General features: G+C 65.3%; 18 protein-coding genes. 4 read left to right on the top strand and 14 right to left on the bottom strand.

Annotated elements, in window-relative coordinates; translation table 11 throughout:
* Positions 1–76: 76 nt before the first annotated feature.
* The 4 genes from AC1ROB_RS18970 to fsa form a co-directional block, all read right to left on the bottom strand.
* Complete coding sequence (locus tag AC1ROB_RS18970) at positions 77–856, bottom strand: DUF3750 domain-containing protein (protein WP_492969549.1); 780 nt, start codon at positions 854–856, stop codon at positions 77–79.
* A 102-nt stretch (positions 857–958) separates the two neighbouring features.
* The gene (locus AC1ROB_RS18965; protein ID WP_492969550.1) at positions 959–1,936 is read right to left on the bottom strand and encodes a tyrosine recombinase XerC; all 978 of its coding nucleotides are present in this window, start codon (positions 1,934–1,936) and stop codon (positions 959–961) included.
* The gene (locus tag AC1ROB_RS18960; protein WP_492969551.1) at positions 1,912–2,631 is read right to left on the bottom strand and encodes a DUF484 family protein; all 720 of its coding nucleotides are present in this window, start codon (positions 2,629–2,631) and stop codon (positions 1,912–1,914) included. Before AC1ROB_RS18960 ends, AC1ROB_RS18965 begins: the two co-directional genes overlap by 25 nt.
* A gap of 16 nt (positions 2,632–2,647) precedes the next feature.
* The gene (gene fsa / locus AC1ROB_RS18955; RefSeq protein WP_492969552.1) at positions 2,648–3,313 is read right to left on the bottom strand and encodes a fructose-6-phosphate aldolase; all 666 of its coding nucleotides are present in this window, start codon (positions 3,311–3,313) and stop codon (positions 2,648–2,650) included.
* Positions 3,314–3,421: 108 nt separating this feature from the next.
* On the opposite strand from fsa, the gene AC1ROB_RS18950 reads away from it, so the two are divergent.
* Entirely contained in the window at positions 3,422–5,599 is a 2,178-nt protein-coding gene (locus AC1ROB_RS18950) for a primosomal protein N' (RefSeq protein WP_492969553.1), read from the top strand.
* A gap of 75 nt (positions 5,600–5,674) precedes the next feature.
* Positions 5,675–6,076 carry a hypothetical protein gene (locus AC1ROB_RS18945; RefSeq protein ID WP_492969554.1) on the top strand — a complete coding sequence of 134 codons (402 nt, stop codon included), beginning with the start codon at positions 5,675–5,677 and terminating at the stop codon, positions 6,074–6,076.
* Between the two features lie 7 nt (positions 6,077–6,083).
* Here the strand turns inward: AC1ROB_RS18945 and AC1ROB_RS18940 are convergent, their stop codons facing one another.
* From AC1ROB_RS18940 to AC1ROB_RS18895, 10 genes are read right to left on the bottom strand one after another with little or no spacing between them, the layout of a single operon-like run.
* Positions 6,084–7,013, bottom strand: coding sequence for a 2-hydroxyacid dehydrogenase (locus tag AC1ROB_RS18940; RefSeq protein WP_492969555.1), 930 nt, complete (start codon positions 7,011–7,013; stop codon positions 6,084–6,086).
* A gap of 1 nt (position 7,014) precedes the next feature.
* Entirely contained in the window at positions 7,015–8,643 is a 1,629-nt protein-coding gene (locus AC1ROB_RS18935; RefSeq protein WP_492969556.1) for an ABC transporter ATP-binding protein, read from the bottom strand.
* Complete coding sequence (locus tag AC1ROB_RS18930; protein WP_492969557.1) at positions 8,640–9,668, bottom strand: ABC transporter permease; 1,029 nt, start codon at positions 9,666–9,668, stop codon at positions 8,640–8,642. Before AC1ROB_RS18930 ends, AC1ROB_RS18935 begins: the two co-directional genes overlap by 4 nt.
* Before the next feature lie 10 nt (positions 9,669–9,678).
* Positions 9,679–10,788 carry a microcin C ABC transporter permease YejB gene (locus tag AC1ROB_RS18925; protein ID WP_492969558.1) on the bottom strand — a complete coding sequence of 370 codons (1,110 nt, stop codon included), beginning with the start codon at positions 10,786–10,788 and terminating at the stop codon, positions 9,679–9,681.
* Positions 10,788–11,747, bottom strand: coding sequence for a tetratricopeptide repeat protein (locus tag AC1ROB_RS18920; RefSeq protein WP_492969559.1), 960 nt, complete (start codon positions 11,745–11,747; stop codon positions 10,788–10,790). Before AC1ROB_RS18920 ends, AC1ROB_RS18925 begins: the two co-directional genes overlap by 1 nt.
* A gap of 5 nt (positions 11,748–11,752) precedes the next feature.
* Positions 11,753–13,570, bottom strand: coding sequence for an extracellular solute-binding protein (locus AC1ROB_RS18915; RefSeq protein ID WP_492969560.1), 1,818 nt, complete (start codon positions 13,568–13,570; stop codon positions 11,753–11,755).
* On the bottom strand, positions 13,567–14,172 hold the full coding sequence (locus tag AC1ROB_RS18910) for a GNAT family N-acetyltransferase (RefSeq protein ID WP_492969561.1): 606 nt from the start codon (positions 14,170–14,172) through the stop codon (positions 13,567–13,569). Before AC1ROB_RS18910 ends, AC1ROB_RS18915 begins: the two co-directional genes overlap by 4 nt.
* Positions 14,173–14,189: 17 nt before the next feature.
* Positions 14,190–16,013, bottom strand: a complete 1,824-nt coding sequence (locus AC1ROB_RS18905) for an extracellular solute-binding protein (protein ID WP_492969562.1) — start codon at positions 16,011–16,013, stop codon at positions 14,190–14,192.
* A gap of 21 nt (positions 16,014–16,034) precedes the next feature.
* A complete protein-coding gene (gene hisN, locus AC1ROB_RS18900) occupies positions 16,035–16,832 on the bottom strand; it encodes a histidinol-phosphatase (RefSeq protein ID WP_492969563.1) in 798 nt (265 codons plus the stop codon).
* A gap of 41 nt (positions 16,833–16,873) precedes the next feature.
* The gene (locus AC1ROB_RS18895; RefSeq protein WP_492969564.1) at positions 16,874–17,413 is read right to left on the bottom strand and encodes a c-type cytochrome; all 540 of its coding nucleotides are present in this window, start codon (positions 17,411–17,413) and stop codon (positions 16,874–16,876) included.
* A 200-nt stretch (positions 17,414–17,613) separates the two neighbouring features.
* On the opposite strand from AC1ROB_RS18895, the gene AC1ROB_RS18890 reads away from it, so the two are divergent.
* A complete protein-coding gene (locus AC1ROB_RS18890; RefSeq protein WP_492969565.1) occupies positions 17,614–18,378 on the top strand; it encodes a 3-deoxy-manno-octulosonate cytidylyltransferase in 765 nt (254 codons plus the stop codon).
* Between the two features lie 31 nt (positions 18,379–18,409).
* Complete coding sequence (locus tag AC1ROB_RS18885) at positions 18,410–19,282, top strand: prephenate dehydratase (RefSeq protein ID WP_492969566.1); 873 nt, start codon at positions 18,410–18,412, stop codon at positions 19,280–19,282.
* Positions 19,283–19,288 lie beyond the last annotated feature (6 nt).

Genomic DNA, 19,288 nt, shown 5'->3' with positions numbered 1-19,288 from the left:
AGCCCCCCGCGCCCGTTCCGCATACTGTAGCATCCTGTGGACAGAATTACCCGCCGCGATATGGCGGGGATTCAGATCAACTTGGGGTTTCTTCCTGCCGCTGGGCCGCGGGCAGGCCCAGCCGGCCGAGGCCCGGCAGCTTGATCGCCGGGCGCAGCAGATCGACGCCGATGGTGAAGCCGAGCAGGTTCAGCTCCAGGCCCTCGCGGGCCGCTGCCGTCACGCCGGCCAGGCCGAACAGTGACAGCTGCCAGCCGGTGCCGCTCGGCGCCGGCGCGATCAGCCGGGTCGCACCGATCCAATCCTTGCCCACGGCGGTGGGTGGCAGTTGCAGGCCCAGTTCCGGCACCTCGCGGGCGAGGTAAGCCACGAAGCTGTTGGAATTCGGCCCCGGCCACATCACGTAGTCGTCGCGCCAGGGATAGCGTTCGGCGGCCGAGATCAGCAGCGGGATGGCGGCGGCGGCTTCCGGGCCGCGCAGGTCGTGCAGCAGTTCGGGCGCATTGCCGGCCCAGTAGCCGTCGGGCGTGCGCTGGCTGATCCGCACCGGCGAACCGCCCCAGCCGACCACCTCATAGCGGGTATAGCCCGGTGCCCCGGCGGGTTTGACCACCACCCAGGTATGGACGGCCAGTGCGCCGCGCCAGCCCCAGACCCGGGCGGCGTAAACCTGCACAACGGCGTCCTGCATGGAGACCGGATCGGGCGCCAGGCCGGCGGAATCCCAACGCGTCTGCGACCAGTGCTTGCGCTCGGCCGTTGCAATCGATGCTCCGCTGGCCAGCAACGGCACGGCGATCAGGCCGGTGAGAGCCAGAAGGGTGTAGCGGATGAGGGAACGGATTTTGAGGGTCATGTCTGCCTGCACGCCGGGAGCTTGCTTGGAGAGCATAGGATGTCGGTCGATTAAGGCAAAGCTGCGACGCGCCGGTGTGACGGCGATCAACGGAATTGTGTATCAGACCCGGGCGCGCGGATGGGCCGTTGCATAAACCCTGAGCAGGGCCTCGGCATCCACCTCGGTATAGCGCTGGGTGGTGGCCAGAGAGGCATGGCCCAGCAGCTCCTGGATGGTGCGCAGGTCGCCGCCGGCCGCCAGCAGATGCGTGGCAAACGAATGCCGCAGGGCATGCGGTGTGGCGGTTTCCGGCAGGTTCAGGGCGCGGCGTGCATTGCGCATGGCCTTCTGGATGATGGCCGGATCGACGCGCTTGCCGCGCATGCCATAGAACAGCGGCGTGCCGGCGCTGACCGGATACGGGCAGAGCTTCACGTAAGCGGCGATAGCCGCGCGCACGACCGGCAGGATCGGCACCAGCCGCTGCTTGTTGCCCTTGCCGGTGACGGTCAGGCTGTCGCCCTTCGGAATCTCGTCGCCATTGAGGCCAAGCGCCTCGCCCAGACGTAGGCCGGCACCCCAGAGCAGGGTGAGGATCGCCGCATCGCGCGCCTGCAGCCAGGGTGCGGTATCGGCCTCGTCGGCTGTATCGATCACCTGCTGCGCCGACGCCACGCTCAGGGGCTTGGGCACGCTATGCGGTCGCTTGGGCGTGCGGATCAGGTTGGCGGCGGCATTCTCAATCACGCCATCGCGCTGCAGGCGCCGGAAGAAGCTGCGCACAGCGCTTAAATTCCGCGCCAGCGACGTGGCCTCGATGCCATCGTTGCGGCGCCGGCTGAGATAGGCGCGGAAATCGGCCTGGCGCAAACCGCGCAGGTCGTCCATTGCGGCGGCCTCGCCCAGATGGTCGCTCAGGAAAGCCAGAAAACCGGAAAGATCCTGGCCATAGGCGCGCAGCGTATGCTTCGAGAAGCGTTTTTCCTTGGCGAGCCAGCGATACCAGGCTTCCGCCGCCGCCTTCACATCATCGGCGGCGAGGAAGAACGGCAGGCGTTCTTCTGGAGACTCGTTCAGGGCTGCGGCAGATCGAGCCACGAGCGCACCGAACGGCCGAGCACGCCGGCAAGGAATTGCAGCAGCTCAGTGCCCTGGTTGGGCTGGAACTTGTCGCCCTCGCGCGATCCCAGCGCCAGCATGGCCTGCGGCGCGGTGGGGCCGAAATCGAGCCGCGCCAGCGCATCCGATTGCACCAGCGTGGCGGCCGGCCCGTAGAGCCAGTCGGCGGCATCGCATTTGTCGCGCGCGATCGCCGGCATGGCGCCAAGCAGCGTCTCGATGGCGCCGCTGGGCAGCACGACCACGCCGCCGGTAGCGATCTCCTTCATCTTCTCCGGATCGCCTTCGACACAGAGGCTAATGACATCCACCTCCAGCAGGTCGACCCAGTCCTGGGTCGCCATATGGATCATGTGCTCGAAGCTGCCGGCCTCCAGCAGCATCAGCACGGCGGCATGCACGCGCTGGGTGGCCGACAGATTCTGCCGGCTGGCATCCAGCAGTTCGTTGCCGACATGCGACACGCGATGCAGTTCGCCCTGCAGGCGCTGCACCATAAAACGCTGCAGGTCGACCACGTTGTCGCCGCTCTGCGGGCGCGCCGGTGGCAGCAGGATGTCGCAGAGGTCCGGGTGGCGGATCAGCAGATCGGGATGCTGCTGCAGCCAGGCAATCACTTCGGCCTCGGTCAGGCCGGCAAGGGCGGCAAGGGGTGCGGTGGTGCTCTCGGCCATGGTCAGCCTGCGCTCCTCACTTGGCGTCCAGGATGGACTGGCCGGTCTTCTTCCAGTCGGCCAGGAAGGTCTCCAGGCCCTTGTCGGTCAATGGGTGTTTGACCAGGCTCTTGAGCACGTTCGGCGGCAGGGTGGCGACATCGGCGCCCAGCTTGGCTGATTCGATCAGATGGATCGGATGGCGGATCGAGGCGACCAGCACTTCGGTCTTGAAATCGGGATAGCTGTTGTAGATTTGCACGATGTCGGCGATCAGCTGCATGCCGTCCTGGCCGATATCGTCCAGCCGGCCGACGAAAGGCGAAATGAAGGTGGCGCCGGCCTTGGCGGCGAGGATCGCCTGGGCCGGCGAGAAGCAGAGCGTGACATTGACCATGATGCCGTCATCCGACAGCACCTTGCAGGTCTTCAGGCCGTCCATGGTCAGCGGCACTTTCACCGCCACATTGGTGGCCAGCGCGGCGAGTTTGCGGCCCTCGGCCAGCATGGTGGCATGATCGGTGGCAGTCACCTCGGCCGAAACCGGGCCCTTCACGATCTTGCAGATTTCCTTGATGGTGCCGACGAAGTCCTTGCCCGTCTTGGCCACCAGCGACGGGTTGGTGGTCACGCCGTCCAGCAGGCCGGTATCGTTCAGCTCGGCAATCTCGGCGATGTCGGCGGTATCGACGAAAAACTTCATGTCCTAAACTCCATGGGCAACCGGTACGGCCCGAATCGGCCGCGATGCTACAATCCGTTTGGTTAACAATACCCGACCCGCCACGGCCCTTCCACCGGAACAACCCGCTTGACACCAGCCGACCAGATCCGCGTTTTGCTGCCCTTGCCGCTGGCCGAGCCCTTCACCTACCGGGCGGGCGAGGCCGGACCGCTGCAACCTGGCGACATCGTGGAAGTTCCCATCGGCAGCCGCGTGTCGCTCGGCGTGGTCTGGGATGGCGCGCCCGACCCGCTGCCGGAGAAGGCGAAGCTGAAATCGGTGCTGCGGCATTGCGACGCGCCCGGCATCGCTCTGCCGCTGCGCCGGCTGGTCGACTGGGTGGCGGCCTATACACTCAACCCCACCGGCGCGGTGCTGAAGATGTGCCTGCCTGAGCCGCGCGCCCTGATCGAGGCGCCGCCGGTGCGCCAGGTGCTGCGACCCGGCACCGTGCCCCCCGATCTGCGCAGCAGTGCCCAGAGAGATCGTGTCCTGCAGATCGCATCCGAACGCCCCGGCCTGGGCGTCACCGAACTGGCCGAGGCCGCTGCCGTCTCGCCGGCGGTGGTGCGCAAGCTGCTCGAACTGGGCGCGCTGCAGGCTGACAGCGTGCCGGCCTTCCGCGCACCCCCGGTGCCGGAATGGCAGAAGCCCGGCCGGCCGCTCAATCCGCTGCAGGCCGAGGCGGCGGCCGGCCTGCGCGCCGCCGTTGCGGCCCGGGATTTCTCCGTCACTTTGCTGGAAGGCGTCACCGGTGCCGGCAAGACCGAAGTCTATTACGAAGCGATCGCTGAAGCGCTGAAGGACGGTCGTCAGGCGTTGGTGCTGCTGCCGGAAATCGCGCTGACGCAGCAGTCGCTCGATCGCTTCGAGCAGCGCTTCAATGCGCCGGCCTGGGCCTGGCATTCCGAGATGACCGAAGCGCGTCGCGCCGCCACTTTGCGCGCCATCAGCCGCGGCGAAGCCCGCGTGGTGATCGGCGCGCGCTCGGCGCTGTTCCTTCCTTACGCCGATCTGGCGCTGGTCGTGGTTGATGAGGAGCATGACGCCTCCTACAAGCAGGAAGAGGGCGTGATCTACAATGCCCGCGACATGGCGGTGGTGCGCGCCAAGCTGGAGGGCGCCGCCTGTATCCTCGCTTCGGCCACGCCATCGCTGGAAAGCCTGCATAACGTGGCGCGCCGCCGCTATGCCCATGCGGTGCTGCCTGAACGCCATGGCACCGCGGCGCTGCCGCGCATCGACGTGGTGGATCTGCGCAAAGAACGCCTGCCGGCCCAGCGCTTCATCAGCGCGCCGCTGCGCCATGCTATCGAGGAAACCATCGGCAGCGGCGAACAGGCCATGCTGTTCCTCAATCGCCGCGGCTATGCGCCGCTGACGCTCTGCGGCGCCTGCGGTCATCGTCTGGCCTGTCCGAACTGTTCGGCCTGGCTGGTCGAGCACAAGCGCCACGGCCGCCTGCAATGCCATCATTGCGGCCACCAGGAACGCCTGCCGCAGCACTGTCCGCAATGCAATGCCGAGGACAAGTTCAAGGCCTGCGGCCCCGGCGTCGAGCGCCTGGTGGAAGAGGCGGCCAGCCTGTTTCCCGATGCCCGCATCGCCATGATGGCATCCGATACCGCCAATACGCCGACGCAGATTTCCGAAGTGCTGACGCGCATGGAAAACCGCGAGATCGATATCCTGATCGGCACGCAGATCGTGGCGAAGGGCCATCACTTCCCGCTGCTGACGCTGGTCGGTGTGATCGATGCCGATCTCGGCCTGTCCGGCGGCGATCCGCGTGCTGCCGAACGCACGCATCAGTTGCTGACCCAGGTGGCCGGCCGCGCCGGCCGCGCTGCCCATCCCGGCCGGGTGCTGTTGCAGAGCTTCCTGCCCGAGCATCCGGTGATCGATGCCCTGGCCCGCCATGACGGCGCCGGCTTCCTCGCCGCCGAGATGGCCGAGCGCCAGCGCGCCGGCATGCCGCCCTTCGGCCGCCTTGCGGCGCTGATCGTCAGCGGCACCGACCATGCCGAAGTGGAGCAGGCGGCCCGGGCGCTGGCGCGGGCGGCGCCGCGCGGCGCGGGTCTGCTGGTGCTGGGTCCGGCGCCGGCGCCGCTGCATTACCTGCGCGGCCGGTTCCGCGAGCGCCTGCTGCTCAAGGCGGCGCGGGATATCGACGTGCCGGCGGTGCTGCGGGAGTGGGTAGCAAAAGTAAAACTACCCTCAGGTGTAAAGCGCGCCATCGACGTCGATCCGTATAGCTTTCTGTAACTGTTGGGTCTTTAAACTGCCGGCAAGGCCGCATCCGCCAGGGATGACGGCTGCACGACCCGAGGGGAAGATTTCATGCGGTTCCATCGTCCACTGGCCATGTTCGTTCTGGCGCTTGCGACCCTGTCGCTGGCCGGCTGCTTCGAGGCCAAGGAAACCGCGCCCGACCAGCGCCATATGGCGCTCAGCAACTTTGTGCAGTTCATCCAGAAGACTGGTGGCCTGAAGAGCCTGAACACCTTCTTCAAGCGCCGCCCGGAGATCAATTCCGAGGAAAGCCTCGGGGTGATCTACGATGGCGCCCGCACCCAGGGTGAGGTGATGCGCTTCAAGGACAAGCAGCTGGCCAAGGAAATGCTGCCGGCGCTCAAGGCCGTCCGCCAGCGCCTCGGCGAGTCGGAAAACTGCGCTCTGCGCGGCTATTTCATCGCCTGCGGCGAAGAGAAATTCGTCGATATTTTCAAGAAATGGGAATAAGCGCGACCTAATAGCCGCGTTTGTAATCCACCACGCGCAGCAGCGGCTGGCCCGTCTGCAGGCGCTGGATATTGTCGACGATCTGCGGTGCCACATGGGCCGGGATGCTGTCGGCGGCGTTATGCGGCGTCACCGTCACCTTCGGATGGGTCCAGAAGGGATGCTTCTCGCCCAGCGGTTCCTCGTCGAAGACATCCAGCGTGGCGCCTGACAGCCATTCGCTGTCCAGCGCATGCAGCAGGTCGGCCTCAACCACATGGCCGCCGCGCCCGGCATTGATGATATAGGCCCCACGCGGCAGCAGGGAGAGCGAACGGCGGCTGATGATGCCGCGCGTCTGCGGCGTCAGCGGCAGCAGGCAGATCAGCACGTTGCAGAGCCGCAGGAAGCTGTCGAGATGCTCGTCGCCATGGAAGCTGGTGACGCCGTCGATGGCTTTCAGGCCGCGACTCCAGCTCACCATCTGGAAACCGAAGGGCAGCAGCTTCTGCGCCGCCGCCATGCCCAGCGTGCCCATGCCCATGATGCCGATCACCCGTTCGGCGGCATCCACCGGCGGCAGCCATTTCCAGGTCTTGTTGCGCTGGTTCAGCGCCATGGCTTCGACCTGGCGGTGGAAGCGCAGCACATGCAGCAGGATATATTCCGTCATCGCCACGGTCAGGCGGTCGTCCACCACGCGGGCCAGCGGCACCTGGCGCGGCAGGGTGGCATCGGCCAGGATGGCATCGACGCCGGCGCCGAAGGCGTGGATAAGCTTCAGGTTCGGAAAGCTTTTCAGCAGGCCGGGCGGCGGCTTGGCCACCACGGCGGCCTCGATCTCGTTCGGATTGCCGGTATTGGGATGCAGGCGGATATCCAGCGTCGGGTCGACGGCATACATCGCGGCCGCCCATTCGGCCGGGTCATGGGCCCTGGTGTAGATCAGGACGGCCATATCAGCTGCGCACCGCCGTCTCGTGATGCACGGCGATCTCGAAGGCGGCGGCGATCAGCGCCTTGGTATAGTCGGTCTGCGGCGCCTCGAAGATCTGCTTGGCGGTATTTTCCTCCACCACCCTGCCGTCCTTCATCACCATGACGCGGTCGGCCAGCGCGCGGACCACACGCAGGTCGTGGCTGATGAACAGATAGGCGAGGCCGTGCTTTTCCTGAAGATCGCGCAGCAGGTCGACGATCTGCGCCTGCACGCTCATGTCGAGCGCCGAGGTCGGCTCGTCCAGCACGACAAATTTCGGCTTCAGCACCATGGCGCGGGCAATGGCAATGCGCTGGCGCTGACCGCCGGAGAATTCATGCGGATAACGGTCCATGGTGGCAGGATCGAGGCCGACTTCGGTCAGCGCTGCGGCCACCATGACGCGGCGCTCGGCGTCGGAAGCGCCAATACCATGCACCTGCAGGCCTTCGGCGATGATGTGGAACACCGACAGCCGCGGCGACAGCGAGTCGAACGGGTCCTGGAACACGATCTGCATCTGCCGGCGCAAGACGCGCATCTCGCTCCAGCTTTTGCCCTGCAGCGTCTCGCCCTGGAAGCGGATTTCGCCCCGGCTTTTCTGCAGCCGCAGCAGCGCATAGGCCAGCGTCGACTTGCCCGAACCGCTTTCGCCGACCACGCCCAGTGTTTCGCCGGCGCGGACCTGCAGGCTGATGCCATCCACGGCCTTGATATGGCCGACGGTGCGGCGGAGCAGGCCGGCGGTAATCGGGAACCAGACCTTCAGGTCTTTCGTCTCGGCCACGACCGGCGCATCCAGCGCGGCGACCACGGCAATGCCGCGCGGCTCGGCGGCCAGAAGTTTTTTCGTATAGGCGTGGCTCGGCTGGCCGAAGACCTGTGCCACCGGGCCGGCCTCGACGATCAGCCCGTCGGTCATCACGCAGACGCGGTCGGCCACATTGCGCACGATATTGAGGTCATGGGTGATGAGCAGCAGTGCCATGCCGAGCTTGACCTGCAGCTCTTTCAGCAGCTTCAGGATCTGCGCCTGGATGGTGACGTCCAGCGCCGTGGTCGGTTCGTCGGCGATCAGGATATCGGGTTCGTTGGCCAGGGCCATGGCGATCATCACGCGCTGCCGCTGACCGCCCGACAACTGGTGCGGATAGGCGCCGAGCCGCTTTTCGGCATCTGGCAGGCCGACCAGGCGCAATAGTTCCAGCGTTCGGGCGCGGGCCTGGGCGGTGCTCAGGCCCTTGTGCAGGGTCAGCACCTCGTTGACCTGGCGCTCGATGGTGTGCACCGGGTTGAGCGAGGTCATCGGCTCCTGGAACACCATGGCGATGCGGTTGCCGCGGATGCGGCGCAGCACCGGCTCCGGCGCACGGATCAGGTCCTCGCCCTTGAAACGGATGCTGCCCGCCGGATGGCTGGCCAGCGGATAGGGCAGCAGTTGCAGGACCGACAGGGCCGTCACTGACTTGCCCGAACCGCTCTCGCCCACCAGCGCGAGCGTCTCGCCGCGACGCAGGTCGAAACTCACGCCGCGCACGGCGTCGACGGCACGGGCGCCCTCGCCGAAGCGGACCTGCAGGTTATCGACCTGGAGCAAAAGCTCGCTCATCGGAAAATCTTCCGCGGATCGAAGGCGTCGCGCACCGCTTCGCCGATAAAGATGAGCAGGCTGAGCATCACCGCCAGCGTCATGAAGGCGGTGATGCCGAGCCAGGGCGCCTGGATATTGGTCTTGCCCTGGGCCAGCAGTTCACCCAGCGAGGGCGAGCCAGGCGGCAGGCCGAAGCCGAGGAAGTCGAGCGCGGTCAGCGTGGTGATCGAGCCGTTCAGGATGAAGGGCAGCATGGTCAGCGTCGCCACCATGGCATTGGGCAGCAGATGGCGGAACATGATGCCGGCATCGGAGACGCCGAGCGCGCGAGCGGCGCGCACATAGCCGAAGTTGCGGGCACGCAGGAATTCCGCGCGCACCACGCCGACCAGCGCCATCCATGAGAACAGCAGCATGATGCCGAGCAGCCACCAGAAGTTCGGCTGCACGATCGAGGCCAGGATAATCAGCAGGTAGAGCGTGGGCAGGCCCGACCAGATTTCGATGAAGCGCTGGAACAGCAGATCGGTCTTGCCGCCGAAATACCCCTGGACCGCGCCGGCGGTCACGCCGATCACCGAACTGAGGACGGTCAGCACCAGGCCGAACAGCACGCTGATGCGGAAGCCGTAGATCAGGCGGGCCAGCACGTCGCGGCCCTGATCGTCGGTGCCGAGCAGGTTTTCTTTTGACGGCGGCGCCGGGGCCGGGCGGCCGAGATCGTAATTGATGGTGCGGTAGCTGTAGCGGATCGGCGGCCACAGCATCCAGCCGTCCTTCTCCTTGACCAGGTCTTGCACGAAGGCGTCGCGGTATTTCGCCTCGGTCTCGAAATCGCCGCCGAAGGTGGTTTCGGGATAGGCCTTGAAAGCCGGGAAATAGAATTGCCCGTCATAGCGCAGCAGGAAGGGTGAATCGTTGGCGATCAGTTCGGCGCCGAGGCTGAGCACGAACAGGAACAGGAAGATCCACAGCGACCAGAAACCGCGCTTGTTGGCGCGGAAGTTGCGCAGGCGCCGGGCGGTCAGCGGTGAGAGCGTCATGCCGGCGCCTTCATGCCTGCCGGCTTTCGAAATCGATGCGCGGGTCGACCAGCATGTACATCAGGTCGGAAATCAATCCGACCACCAGGCCGAGCAGGGTGAAGATGAACAGCGAGCCGAACATGATCGGGTAGTCGCGCTTCAGCGCCGCCTCGAATCCGAGCAGCCCCAGCCCGTCCAGCGAGAAAATCACCTCAATCAGCAGGGAGGAGGTGAACAGGATGCCGATGAAGGCGGCCGGGAAGCCGGCGATGACGATCAGCATGGCGTTGCGGAAGACATGGCCATACAGCACGCGGTTCTGGGTCAGGCCCTTGGCGCGTGCGGTCAGCACATAGAGCTTGTTGATCTCTTCCATGAAGGAATTCTTGGTCAGCATGGTCAGGCTGGCGAAGCCGCCGATCACCATGGCCAGCACCGGCAGCACCAGATGCCAGAAGTAGTCCAGCACCTTGCCGGCCAGGCTGAGCTGGGCCCAGTTGTCCGAGGTCAGGCCGCGCAGGGGGAACCATTGCAGGAAGCTGCCGCCGGCAAACAGCACCACCAGCAGCACGGCGAACAGGAAGCCCGGGATGGCCTCGCCGATGACGATGGCGGCCGAGGTCCAGATATCAAAGCGGCTGCCGTCGCGCATGGCCTTGGCGATGCCGAGCGGGATCGAGATCAGATAGACCAGCAGCGAGGTCCATAATCCGAGCGAGATCGAGACCGGCAGCTTTTCGATAATCAGCTCGATCACCGGCCGGTCCTTGAAATAGCTCTTGCCGAAATCGAGCCGCAGATACTGCCCCAGCATCAGCAGGAAGCGCTCATGGGCCGGCTTGTCGAAGCCGAACTGCTTCTCGATGCGCTTGATGAATTCCGGGTCCAGGCCCTGGGCGCCGCGATAGCGGCTGCTGGTGTCGCCGGCCTGGGCGAAGGCGCCGGCGCCCGGTCCGGCTTCGCCGCCGGTGGCGCCCGAGACCCGGGCGGTGACATCGGCGGCCGTGCCGGTGACCTGGGCGATCACCTGCTCGACCGGGCCGCCGGGCGCGAACTGCACCACGACGAAGTTGATCAGGATGATGCCGAACAGGGTCGGTACGATCAGCAGCAGGCGGCGGAGGATATAAGCGAGCATCAGCGCTCGGCTTTCGGTCGCCAACTGCGGACGAACGCATCTGATTCAGCGATTTGCGCCGTGCTGAGTTTCTTGGCGGTCAGGTCGCGGTTCTTGATCGCCAGATCGCGGCCGGAGCCGGGCTGCGAGCGAAGCGCGGCCAAGGCGAACCAGCGATATGCATTTTCAATATCCTGTTGCACGCCTTTACCCGAATACAGGGCAACGCCCAGGCTGGTCTGGGCGGGAGCATAACCTTGCAACGCGGCTCGCTGGTACCATTGTGCAGCCGCGACTTCGCTTTTCTCAACACCTTGGCCACGGATATGCAGAATTCCCATAGAATGCTGCAACTCCGGGTCCCCTTGTTCAGCCGCCAGGCGAAGCCATTGCGCCGCTATGACGGAATCGGCCGGTATGCCATCGCCATCAGTATAGACGAGGAATAGCTTCTTCTGTGCTTCCGCATAACCCTTGTCCGCCGCCGCTTGATAAAGGGTGAGTGCTTTCGCTGGATCCTTAGCCAGCCCCTCTCCGGAAGCGTGCATAAAGCCCAGTTTCATCATCCCCTGCGGATCGCCCAGATCGACGGCCTTGCGATACCATTCGGCCGCCTGGGTCAGGTCTCTCGCAACGCCCCAGCCAGAGAAATACAGGAAGCCGACATAGGTATGGGCTTCGGGATGGCCGAGCTCAGCAGCGCTGCGGAACCAACGCATGGCTTCGTTGTAGTCCTTCGGAACGCCAAGACGGCCGGTGACATGCGCGAGGCCGAGGCTTTTCTGCGCCTCGGCATCGCCGGCATTTGCCGCCGCAATGACCTGAGAGGGATCGACCTTGTAGCTGTTTCCGCCTTCGGCGCCAGGCTGGATGACGAATTGCGGCGGACCACCTGCGGGCGTGTCGGCTGCGGCCGCAGAAATCGGCATGGCAAATAGGGCGGTGAGGGCGAGGGCAGGAGCCACTTTCATCATGTGCATTTATGTCATCTCTGGCGCGCCAGGTTCAATGCCTTGTCTTTCACCGGATCGATCCACCAGGTCTCGATCAGGCCGACATCATAGGCCGGTTTGCGGGCCGGGCGGGCAAACCGGTCCCAGTAGCCCAGCTTTACCGTGCCGCTGTACCAGTTCGGCACCACATACCAGCCCCACATCAGCACCCGGTCCAGCGCCCTTGTGGCGGCGCGCATTTCGTCGCGGCTGCGGGCGGAAACGATATGCTCCACCAGGTCGTCGACCACCGGGTCGTCGATGCCGGAATAATTGAAGCTGCCCACCGTGGCAGCCGAGCGCGAGGTCCAGAAGTTGCGCTGTTCGACGCCCGGCGTCAGCGGCTGGGCAAAGCGGCGGCCGATCACGTCGAAATCGAACTTGCGCATGCGGTTCTCGAAGCCCGAGACATCGACGACACGGATCGACACGGTGATGCCGATCATTTCCAGGTTGCGGGCAAAGGGATTGATCAGGCGCTGGAAGCTCGGCTCGTAGAGCAGGAATTCCAGTTCGAAGGGTTTGCCCCTGGCATCCACCAGCTTGCCGGCCTCGACGCGCCAGCCGGCTTCCTTCAGCAGTTCCTGAGCCCGCTTCAGGTTGGCGCGGTTGCGGCCCGAACCATCGCTGACCGGCGGCTGGAATTCTTTTGAGAATACCTCCGGCTGCACGCGGTCGCGGAACGGTTCCAGCAGTTTCAGCTCGGCGGCCGATGGCAGGCCGGTAGCGGCCAGGTCGGAATTCTCGAACATCGAGCGTGTGCGCTTGTACAGGCTGTAGAACAGCGTCTTGTTGGCCCATTCGTAATCGTAGGCCAGATTGATCGCTTCGCGCACGCGGGCATCTTTCAGATGCGGCTTGCGGCTGTTGAGGAACCAGGCCTGCACGCCCGACGGCGTCTCGTCTCGCAGCACCTCGCGCTTGATGCGGCCCTGGTCGAAGGCCGGTTTGCCTTGATACTGCGTCGCCCAGGCGCGGGCGATGATCTCTTCGCGGAAGTCGTATTCGCCGGCGAAAAACGCCTCCAGCGCGATATCGCGGTCGCGGTAGTAATCCTCGCGCACGATGTCGAAATTGTAGCGGCCGCGGTTGACGCCCAGGTCTTTCGCCCACCAGTCCTTCACCCGTTCGAACACCAGCGTGCGGCCGGCATCGATGCGACCAATACGATAGGGGCCGGAACCGGTGATCGGCGTTATGGTCGGCGCGGCGAAATCGCGGCCCTGGAACCAGGCCTTGGGCAGGATCGGCAGCTGCGCCACGATCAGCGGCAGGTCGCGGCGGCTTTCTGTATCCTTGAAGCGGAACAGCACCCGGCGCGGGCCTTCCGCCGTCACGCTTTCCACATCGCGGAGCGTCAACTGATACAGCGGGTGCCCATCGCGCTGGGCATTCTCCATGGTGAAGACCACGTCTTCAGCCGTGATCGGCCTGCCGTCATGCCAGCGCGCCTGAGGATGGATGGTGAAGGCGGCCCAGCTGCGGTCGGGCGCCAGTTCGGCGCTTTCGGCCAGGTCGCCATAAATCGCGTCGGGCTCGTCGACGGCCCGGGTCATCAGGCCCTGGAAGGTGAGGCCCAGATTCTGCGCCAGCACGCCCTTCAGGATCAGCGGATGCAGGTTGTCGAAGCCGTTGAGCTGCCAGCTGCGCAGCTCGCCGCCCTTGGGCGCATCGGGATTGACGTAGTCGTAATGCCGGAAGCCGGCCGGGTATTTCAGTTCGCCGAAGGCCGAGAGGCCATGGCGCGGCTGCGCGGAAATCGCGCCGCTCAGCAGCAGTAAAGCCAGACCGAGGAGCGGCGCCGCCCTCACGCGGGCTGGCCCTCGGCGAGCTTCAGGCGATGGCGCAGATGGGTTTTCACGGCCGACCACTCATTCGGCAGAATGCTGAACACCACGGTGTCGCGCATCGTGCCGTTGCCGGCGATCTGGTGATTGCGCAGGATGCCGTCCTGCTTCGCGCCCAGCTTGGCGATGGCCTCGCGGCTCTGCTGGTTGAAGAAATGCGTGCGGAACTCGACCGCGATGCAATCCAGTGTCTCAAACGCATAAGTCAGCAGCAGCAATTTGCATCGCGTGTTGAGCGCACTGCGCTGCACGCTCTTGCGATACCAGGTCGAGCCGATCTCGACGCGGCGGTTGGCGGCATCCACATTCATGTAGGTGGTCATGCCCACCGGCTTGCCCTGCGTCTTGTCGATCACGGTGAATGGCAGCATCGAGCCTTTCTCGGCCAGGCCCAGTCGACGGTCGATCTCCGCGGTCATCTTGTCCGGCGTCGGGATCAGCGTGTACCACAGGGTCCACAGCTCGCCGTCCTGCACCGCCTCGACCAGCGCATCGTGATGCTCATGGCTCAGCGGCACCAGGGCAACGGCGCTGTCTTCCAGCGTAACGGGCTTCAGCCAGGTCATCGGGATTCGCGTCTTTCTTACTGGGAGCGATTGGCAGGCAGTTTGGCGGCCTTGGCGGGATCGATCCACCAGGCCATGAAGTCGACGCCGTTCTTGGGGTATTTTTCGGGCTTGCCGAACTTGTCCCAGTAGGCGATGCGGGAGGCGTTATAGCCAAGCGTCGGTGCGATATACCAGTTCCAGGTGAGCGCGCGGTCAAGCGCGCGCACGGTGGGGATCAGGGCTGCGCGCGACGGCGCCGCGGCCACGGCATCGATCAGCGCATCGATGGCGGGGTTCTTGATGCCGGCGATGTTGCGGCCGCCGGGATTGTCGGCGGCGGCGCTGGAAAAGAAGCTGCGCTGCTCATTGCCGGGCGAATTCGACTGCGCCCAGCCGGAATAGACAATGTCGAAATCGAAGCTGCGCGTGCGGTTCACATACTGCGCGCTGTCGACCGTACGCATGGTGAGCGTGATGCCCAGACGCTGCAGGCTCTGCACCCAGGGACCGCCCATGCGTTCATAGGTGGCATCCTGCAGCAGCAGTTCCAGCACCAGCGGCTCGCCCTTCGGGTTGACCAGCTTGCCGTTCTTGATCTCCCAGCCGGCAGCTTTCAGCAGTTGCGTGGCCTCGCGCAGGTTCTTGCGGTCCTGACCGCTGCCATCGGAGGCCGGAGCGCGCCATGCCGGGCCGAAGACTTCCTTGGGCAGCTTGTCGCGCAGTGGCTCCAGCAGTTTCAGCTCGTCCGCCGAAGGCTCGCCGCGGGCAGCGAATTCGGAATTATCGAAATAGCTGCTTGGATGATAATAGGCCCCGTAGGCCATATTCTTGTTGTACCACTCGAAGTCCCAGGCCAGTGCCAGCGCCTGGCGCACGCGGGCATCCTGCAGCTTCTCGCGGCGCAGGTTGAACACGAAGCCGCCGATGCCGCCCGGCCGCTCATGTTTCACTTCTTCCTTCTTCACCAGGCCCTGGCTGATGGCCGGGAAGTCGTAGAAGACCGCCCATTCGCGCGCGCTGTTCTCGCTGCGGAAATCATACTGGCCCGACTTGAAGGCCTCGCGCGCCACGGTCTGGTCGCGATAGACGTCGTAACGGATGCGGTCGAAATTGTAGCGGCCCTTGTTGATGGCCAGGTCCTTGCCCCACCAGTCGGCGCGGCGCGCATAGGTGATGGTGCGGTTGGGCTCGACGCTGTCGATGCGGTAGGGGCCGGAGCCTTCCCATTTGTCCAGCGTCACCTTGTCGAAGCCGCGCTTTTCCCACTGCGCCTTCTGCAGCACCGGCAGTTGGCCCATGATCTGCGGCAGCTCGCGGTTCTTCGGGCCGGAGAAATGGAATTTCACCTTGCGCGGGCCCAGCACCTCGGCCTTCTGCACATTGCTGTAGTAATACTGGTACATCGGTTCGCCATTGGCCTTGATCTGGTCGAAGCTCCAGGCCACATCCTCGGCGCTGATCGGCTTGCCATCGGGCCATTTCGCCTCGGCGCGCAGGTTGAAGACGATCCAGCTCAGGTCGTCGGGGACGTCCACCGTCTCGGCGATCAGGCCGTATTCCGACAGGTCGTCGTCGGGTGGCGTGGTCATCAGGGTTTCATAGACCATGCCGAGGCCGGGGGCCTCGTCGCCTTTCGGGATGAAGGGGTTGAGGCTGTCGAAGCCGCCAGGCGTGGACAGCTTCAGTTCGCCGCCCTTGGGGGCTGCGGCATTCACGTAATCGAGCTGGGTGAAGCCGGCCGGGTATTTCGGCGCATCGCCGAGCGTGAGCGCATGGCTGGTCTTGACGGCGGGAGTCTGGGCGAAAGACGGGGCTGCGAGCGAGAGAGCGAGAAGGGCAGGCAGCAGCAGGTTTCGCATCAGGTCACTCCCACGATGTTGTCACGTCCCCGACAGATACTGCATGGCGGCCTGGTGCAGCGCCGGGTTGGCGGCGGCCAGGACGCGGGCCGGGCTCACGGTATCCAGCGGCCGGCCCTCCCAGTCGGTGATCACGCCGCCAGCCCCGGTCACTACCGGGATCAGGGCGGCATAATCATAGGGCTGCACGCGGCTTTCCACCACGATATCGACGAAGCCCGAGGCGATCAGGCCGTACACAATACAGTCACCGGACAGGCGGTTGAGCCAGCAGGCCCCGCGCAGCCGCTCGAAGGCGTCGTGTTCGGCCGCGTTGAACAGGCCCACCGAGGTGGTGGCCACGGCGGCCTTGCCGATATCGGTGCCCGGATTGGCCCGCACCGGCTTGCCGTTGAAGGTGGTGAGGCCCTGCAGGCTGCCGGTCCAGCGGTCGCCGGTGATCGGCTGGTCGATCACGCCCAGCACCGGACGATTCTCGTAGGTCAGAGCGATCAGCGTGCCGAAGATCGGCAGGCCGGTGACGAAACTCTTGGTGCCATCGATGGGATCCAGGATCCACTGCCAGGGCGCATCCGGCCGGGCATGGCCGTATTCCTCGCCATAGATGCCATGGTCGGGATAGGCCTGCTCGATGGCCTGGCGCATCGCCGCTTCGGCGGCGCGGTCGGCCACCGTCACCGGTGAATTGTCGCCCTTGGCTTCCACGTCCAGGCGCTGGCGGTAATGCGGCCGGATGGCGGCGCCGGCCAGATCGGCGAGCTGGCCACCAAAGCGCACCAGCTCGTCGGCGCGCATGAAAAAGGCCGGGATGTCAGACATGGCGACGCTCCCGGCCTTGTTCGATGGTCAATGGAAATGCCTTACGGCAGCGGCTTCGGGCTATCCGACAGGCTGCGCAGATAGGCGATCAGATCGGCGCGCTCCTTCGGGCTCTTGGCGCCGGCGAAGGCCATCTTGGTGCCGGGCGCATAGGCCTTGGGGTTCTTCAGGAAGGTGTAGAGGTTGTCGTAGGTCCAGGCGCCTTCGGTCTTCTTCAGGCCGTCGGAATAGGCGAAGCCGGCCATATGGCCCTTCGGGGCCTGCACGATGTCGAACAGGTTCGGGCCGACCTTGGCCGGGCCACCCTTGTCGACGCCATGGCAGGCGGCGCATTTGCCAAAGGCCTTCTTGCCGTTGTCGACGCTGGCGGCTGCCAGCAGGCCGGCGACCGGCGGATCGGCTTCCTGCGCGGCGGCGGGCGCGCCGCCGGCCGGGGCTTCTTCCGGCACGTCGATCTTGTAGGCGGCTTCAGCCAGTTTCTTCGGATGGACGACCATGTTGCCGACCTGGTGCACGCCCATGATGATCAGCAGGCAGAACAGCACCGCACCGGCAATCTTGTTAATCTCAAAACTATCCATCGGAAGGCTCCTGGGGACCGCGGAGGGACGGCTCTGGCCAAGTGGCCGAAACCGCCCGAAAATCGCCGGGAGATTAGCGGCTTCCCCGACCCGTTCGCAACCCGTATATATCCGCAGGTCCGGGGCCGGCGGCCACTGCGGCTGCGGCGAAGTGCCGCACCGGCCCTGTCCGATCTCGCTGCTTTTTCAAGGCTTAAGAAATGACCGCGGCCCCAGAGAGTCACCTGCCGAAAAACCCCATCGTGCTGATCCCGTCGCGGCTCGCCTCCACCCGGCTGCCCGACAAGCCGCTGGCCGATATCCATGGCCTGCCGATGATCGTGCATTGCCTGCGCCGGGCCCAGGAAGCCGGCTTTGCCCGTGTCGCCGTGGCCTGCGGCGACGCCGCCATCGCCGAGGCGATCCGGGCCCATGGCGGCGAAGCCGTGATGACCGATCCGAACCACCCGTCCGGCTCCGACCGCATCTTCGAGGCGCTGACCCTGCTCGATCCGGACCGTCGCCATGACGCCATCGTCAATTTCCAGGGCGATCTGCCGGCCATCGACCCCGGCGTCATTGCCAAGGTGCTGACGCCGCTGTCCGATGCCGCCATCGACATCGCCACGCTCGCCACGCCGATCGTGGAGAAGCACGAGATCGACGACCCCAATGTGGTGAAGGCCGTGCTCAGTCTGGCACCGGGACAGACGGCCGGGCGTGCGCTTTATTTCAGCCGCCGTCCGGTGCCGTCGGGCGAGGGCCCGCTGTGGCACCATATCGGCATCTACGCCTATCGCCGCGCGGCGCTGGAGCGCTTCGTGTCGCTGCAGCCCTCGCCGCTGGAGCAGCGCGAAAAGCTGGAGCAGCTGCGCGCGCTGGAAAACGGCATGAGCATCGCGGCAGCCGTCGTTGACACGCTTCCACTCGGTGTCGATACTCCGGCCGATCTCGCGCGTATCCGCGCGGTCATGCAGCCGAAATAACCCCGTTAATCCTGCAGAAATCGAGTCCCTCATGTCGCCTGTCGCCACCATCGCCACGGAAGCCACCGATCCCGCCAAGGTCGTGGCCTTTCAGGGTGCGCCGGGCGCCTATTCGCATCTGGCCTGCCGCGAGGCGCTGCCCGATCTGGTGCCGCTGCCCTGCCCGAGTTTCGAGGATGCCTTTGCGGCCGTGCGCGAGGGTAAGGCGGCCTGCGGCCTGATCCCGATCGAGAACTCCACTGCCGGCCGCGTGGCCGACATTCACCAGCTGCTGCCCGAGGGCGGCCTGTTCATCACGGCGGAACATTTCCTGCGGGTGCGGCACCAGCTGCTGGCGCCCAAGGCCGCCTCGCTCAAGAGCGTGAAGCGCGTCTACAGCCATGTGCAGGGCCTGTCGCAATGCCGCAAGGTCATCAAGGAACTCGGCCTGGAAGCGATCGTCGCCAGCGACACCGCCGGTTCGGCCAAGGATGTGGCGGCGCGCAACAGCGCGGAGGAAGCGGCCATCGCCTCCACCATCGCGGGAGAGCTGTATGGCCTGCAGGTGCTGCGTCCCGATATCGAGGATAACAGCACCAACACCACGCGCTTCATCAAGCTGGAGCGTCAGCGCCGCGATCCCGATCCGCAGGCGAAGGGCAGCCTGACCGCCATCATGTTCCGGGTGCGCAGCGTGCCGGCGGCGCTCTACAAGGCGCTGGGCGGGTTCGCCACCAACGGCGTCAACGTGGTGAAGCTGGAAAGCTACCTGTCCGACGGGTTCAAGGTGGCGGAATTCTACGCCGAGATCGAGGGCCACCCGGCCCAGCGCAGCGTCGACCTGGCGCTGCAGGAACTGGCTTATTTCAGCTCCTCGCTGAATGTCATCGGCGTCTTCACCGCGCATCCTTTCCGCACGGCCTGAATCTTC

It is taken from the genome of Ferrovibrio sp. GW821-FHT12F09 (assembly GCF_058806775.1).
This window is presented reverse-complemented; position numbering and strand designations above follow the sequence as displayed.